At 46.2% G+C, this 2,536-nt stretch carries 7 protein-coding genes; 2 read left to right on the top strand and 5 right to left on the bottom strand.

Annotation, left to right across the window (positions count from 1 at the left end; all coding sequences use genetic code 11):
• Together AC06L3_RS07625 and AC06L3_RS07620 are read left to right on the top strand one after the other, a co-directional pair.
• Window positions 1-210 (top strand): hypothetical protein (locus AC06L3_RS07625; RefSeq protein ID WP_475670022.1); only part of this gene is annotated, 210 nt, incomplete at its 5' end.
• 37 nt (window positions 211-247) lie between these two features.
• Window positions 248-421, top strand: coding sequence for a histone H1 (locus AC06L3_RS07620; RefSeq protein WP_475670021.1), 174 nt, complete (start codon window positions 248-250; stop codon window positions 419-421).
• Window positions 422-477: 56 nt separating this feature from the next.
• Here AC06L3_RS07620 and AC06L3_RS07615 read toward each other — a convergent pair whose 3' ends face one another.
• Genes AC06L3_RS07615 through AC06L3_RS07595 form a run of 5 tightly spaced genes read right to left on the bottom strand, consistent with a single transcriptional unit; the run spans window position 478 to window position 2,208 of the window.
• A complete protein-coding gene (locus AC06L3_RS07615) occupies window positions 478-888 on the bottom strand; it encodes an FKBP-type peptidyl-prolyl cis-trans isomerase (RefSeq protein ID WP_475670020.1) in 411 nt (136 codons plus the stop codon).
• Between the two features lie 11 nt (window positions 889-899).
• Window positions 900-1,562, bottom strand: a complete 663-nt coding sequence (locus AC06L3_RS07610) for a Smr/MutS family protein (RefSeq protein ID WP_475670019.1) — start codon at window positions 1,560-1,562, stop codon at window positions 900-902.
• Window position 1,563: 1 nt separating this feature from the next.
• Window positions 1,564-1,770 carry a hypothetical protein gene (locus tag AC06L3_RS07605; protein ID WP_475670018.1) on the bottom strand — a complete coding sequence of 69 codons (207 nt, stop codon included), beginning with the start codon at window positions 1,768-1,770 and terminating at the stop codon, window positions 1,564-1,566.
• Window positions 1,767-2,024 (bottom strand): hypothetical protein, encoded by a 258-nt coding sequence (locus tag AC06L3_RS07600; protein ID WP_475670017.1) that lies wholly within the window; start codon window positions 2,022-2,024, stop codon window positions 1,767-1,769. The genes AC06L3_RS07605 and AC06L3_RS07600 overlap by 4 nt, the downstream gene beginning before the upstream one ends.
• A 7-nt stretch (window positions 2,025-2,031) precedes the next feature.
• A complete protein-coding gene (locus AC06L3_RS07595; protein WP_475670016.1) occupies window positions 2,032-2,208 on the bottom strand; it encodes a hypothetical protein in 177 nt (58 codons plus the stop codon).
• Between the last annotated feature and the right edge of the window lie 328 nt (window positions 2,209-2,536).

Genomic DNA, 2,536 nt, shown 5'->3' with positions numbered 1-2,536 from the left:
CTCCAGGAATTGACATCCATTCTCGGGTTTGGAACAAATCAGCTCTCACAGTACGAAAAAGGAGAGGTTCCAAGCGAGTCCAACGGAAAGCTGCTGTCCCTTTGTATGAAAAAGGATAATCTCAGGACGCTGTTACGCTTGAGTAAAGACAAGTTTACCAAAGCGGAGTATAGGTCGCTCAATGACAGAATCAATTCAGTCAACAAGTAATTTTCATTATTTTTGTCAAACTAAATCTACTATTATCATGAAAGAACTGGTATCAAAGATCAACGAACTCTGCGCTGCATTCAAAGCTGATGCTGACGCACAGGTTGTCAAAGGCAACAAGGCTGCCGGTGCCCGCGCCCGCAAGGCTTCCCTCGAACTGGAGAAAGCACTCAAGGAGTTCCGTAAAGTTTCTATTGAAGCTTCAAAGTAAGAGATAAAATCTCTCTTATACGCATGAAAGCCATCCTTCGGGGTGGCTTTCTTTTGCTAGAGAATCTTTACAAGTGTAAGAGTGAAATCCAGTGTTGACCAGGCTGGTATGCCATCAATCTTTGCAGAACCGTATCCGTATTTGGCAGGGAGGAAGATCTGAAGAGTGTCTCCTTCGTGCATTCTGAGCAGCGCAGCCTGCCAGCCGACTATCAGTTCATCAACCCGGAAACAGGCCGGCAGTCTGCCCTCAGTGGAATCGAATACAGTCCTATCTATCAGACGGCCGGTGTAGTGAACATAGACGGTGCTTCGCAGCTGTGGCATCCTGGTACCACTCCCCTTTTCTATTTCACGGATTAGGATTCCGCTTTCAAGTACTTTGATTCCTTCCTCCTGAGCCTTCTGCTTCAGGAACTTTTCGTTGGCTATCTTGTATTGGACTACTCTGTTGGGTTTCTTGCTCATTTCTATTGAGACTATCTGATTGTTACAACGGTGGCTCCTGTTCCGTAAAGTTCAGCTGGTCCAGGATTGAAAGAACAGGATAGAGCAAATGTTTCATCCAGCTCCTTCCTTATGGCACGACAGAGGATTCCATCTCCGTCGCCGTGGATGAAAACGATTCGCTTACCCCTGTATTTGAGGTTATCCCTAAGAATTCTCTTGAAGTAATCCACCTGATACTCAAGTGAAGCCCATTCGGGCACTCTTTCATTCCCGGGAATCCTTTCCAGATGTAAATCAACGACCAGTTCTCCATTGTCAGTGGCCATTGTCTTCTGTTTAGAGTATTTTATCGGTTTGGAAGGCATTGCAGCCCTCATCCTGCGGTCTTCATCCGCATCTACGATTACGAACTGGTTTCTGGCCAGGCGCATTGGGAGACCGTCAATATCCACTTCATACCAGTCCTTACCTATTGCGGTAATCTTTCCTTCATCGTTGGTATCCATCAGTCGGACAAGCATCCCCTTCTCTATTCCGATGTTGCGTGCGTGTTCCTCATGGATTGTCCGGTGCTGGACTGTAAGGGACTTGACTGGGGCTTTGGGGGCCGATTCGGCAGACTCCGATTTCTCAAGTTCCTTCTTCAGTGACTTGAGCGCACTGAAGTCATTAAATTCATTCTTCCTTCCCATTTCAAATGATAAGCATAACTCTTCCCTCTGCCAGGCAGAAAGTATCTTTGTGACTCATTACAGCGAACCAAACCTGCTTTACGCTGACAGGCTGGCCGTCCTTGCGGATGCACAAATGCCGGCGGTTGATCTCAGTGGCAAGTTGCTCCGCTTTCATTCCACCATTCCTCTCTGCAAGGAGGTAGAGTATAGCTTCCTCGACCTTCATTTGCTGATATTCGGATAATTGGTTGTTAGAAGGTATTCTGTCAGTTTGTCATCCCTAAGAATCTTCGGGGCACTCTTTCCTGCAAGGATAAGAATCTTCTTCCCGTTACGATATATATGGAGCTGGCGTGAGCGAACAACAGCAGTAAGCTCCGAATCATCCTTCATCGCTTGCCATAGCCGGTAGTATTCGCCTTCTGGTTCAAACATCTTCATTTGAAGGTGTAAGCACATATTTGTTCTGTCTATATCCATGCGCCTGCTAGTCTTCCTGACCTGTCCCTGCAAATTGTTCACTGTATTCCCTGTTCAATTCTGAAAGCTCTTTCTTTCCGGAGACATAGTCATCATAGAACTCATCATATTCGCCTTCCAGCGCATCTTTCACTATCTGAATGCGCTCCATTGATGTCGTATCTTTTATCAGAATGCTTTTCATATTGCGAAGTTACGCAAAAGTACGTACATTTGCAGTGGTTCATCGCAGGGCATTGTCCTGCTTTGGGCCCCGCTGAAGTCAGACTCGAAAGATTCTGGCTTCTTCTATTTTTATGGGCACCTGCGTTCATTCGTGTGTGCGGATGAATCATAAGTGGCTATTTAAGTCTTTCGGCATCAGAGCCAACCCATACTCAGTCATTTCTCCCTGCTGAATAAGATGTTTGCAGCGTTCGATGTTCCTGAGGCACCAGTTGCCTCCTTTCCTTCTTGGAGAAAATCTTTGAAAAGGTTTACCGGAGTCAATTCGTTTCAAGGTGCTATCGATC

Source organism: Candidatus Egerieousia sp. (assembly GCF_056211015.1).
Note: the sequence above shows the minus strand (reverse complement) of the source record. Positions and strands in the feature narration are given on the sequence as shown.

Bases quoted from the DNA above. Each gene is read 5' to 3' on its own strand.
- AC06L3_RS07620 (WP_475670021.1), top strand. From the start codon at position 248: ATGAAAGAACTGGTATCAAAGATCAACGAACTCTGCGCTGCATTCAAA.
- AC06L3_RS07615 (WP_475670020.1), bottom strand. From the start codon at position 888: ATGAGCAAGAAACCCAACAGAGTAGTCCAATACAAGATAGCCAACGAA.
- AC06L3_RS07610 (WP_475670019.1), bottom strand. From the start codon at position 1,562: ATGGGAAGGAAGAATGAATTTAATGACTTCAGTGCGCTCAAGTCACTG.
- AC06L3_RS07605 (WP_475670018.1), bottom strand. From the start codon at position 1,770: ATGAAGGTCGAGGAAGCTATACTCTACCTCCTTGCAGAGAGGAATGGT.
- AC06L3_RS07600 (WP_475670017.1), bottom strand. From the start codon at position 2,024: ATGGATATAGACAGAACAAATATGTGCTTACACCTTCAAATGAAGATG.
- AC06L3_RS07595 (WP_475670016.1), bottom strand. From the start codon at position 2,208: ATGAAAAGCATTCTGATAAAAGATACGACATCAATGGAGCGCATTCAG.